This window comes from Streptomyces sp. NRRL F-6492 (genome assembly GCF_001280125.1).
In the GTDB taxonomy this organism is placed as follows: domain Bacteria; phylum Actinomycetota; class Actinomycetes; order Streptomycetales; family Streptomycetaceae; genus Streptomyces.
Genome location: NZ_LGEG01000169.1, coordinates 1 through 311, shown reverse-complemented (window position 1 = coordinate 311; position 311 = coordinate 1). Strand labels below are relative to the sequence as shown.

Sequence of the window (311 nt, the reverse complement as noted above, 5' to 3'; positions counted from 1 at the left end):
AGGCGGCGGGCGAGATCAGCGGGCTCACCGGGGTCGACGACCCCTACGAGGCCCCCGGGGCGCCCGACCTGCGGATCGAGTCCCAGAACCAGACCGTGCGGGAGTCCGCCGCGCGGCTCCACGCGCTGCTCGTCGAGAGGGAGCTGCTGTGACCATCGCCGCCGTCCCCGCGGCCACGTCCCCCGTCGCCCACGCCCACGTCCACGAGACGGCCGAGGGTTCGTTCGCGCTGTCGCACCTGGACTCGCTGGAGTCCGAGGCGGTGCACATCTTCCGTGAGGTGGCGGGGGAGTTCGAGCGGCCGGTGATCC

The 311-nt window shown here is 73.6% G+C and carries 1 protein-coding gene and 1 pseudogene; both read left to right on the top strand.

The features are described 5' to 3' along the window. The coding region (locus ADL08_RS13975) for an adenylyl-sulfate kinase (RefSeq protein ID WP_159043067.1) at positions 1-152 on the top strand (152 nt) is incomplete at its 5' end. A 2-nt stretch (positions 153-154) separates the two neighbouring features. Beyond that, positions 155-311, top strand: a pseudogene (locus ADL08_RS36605) (sulfate adenylyltransferase small subunit); the annotation flags it as partial.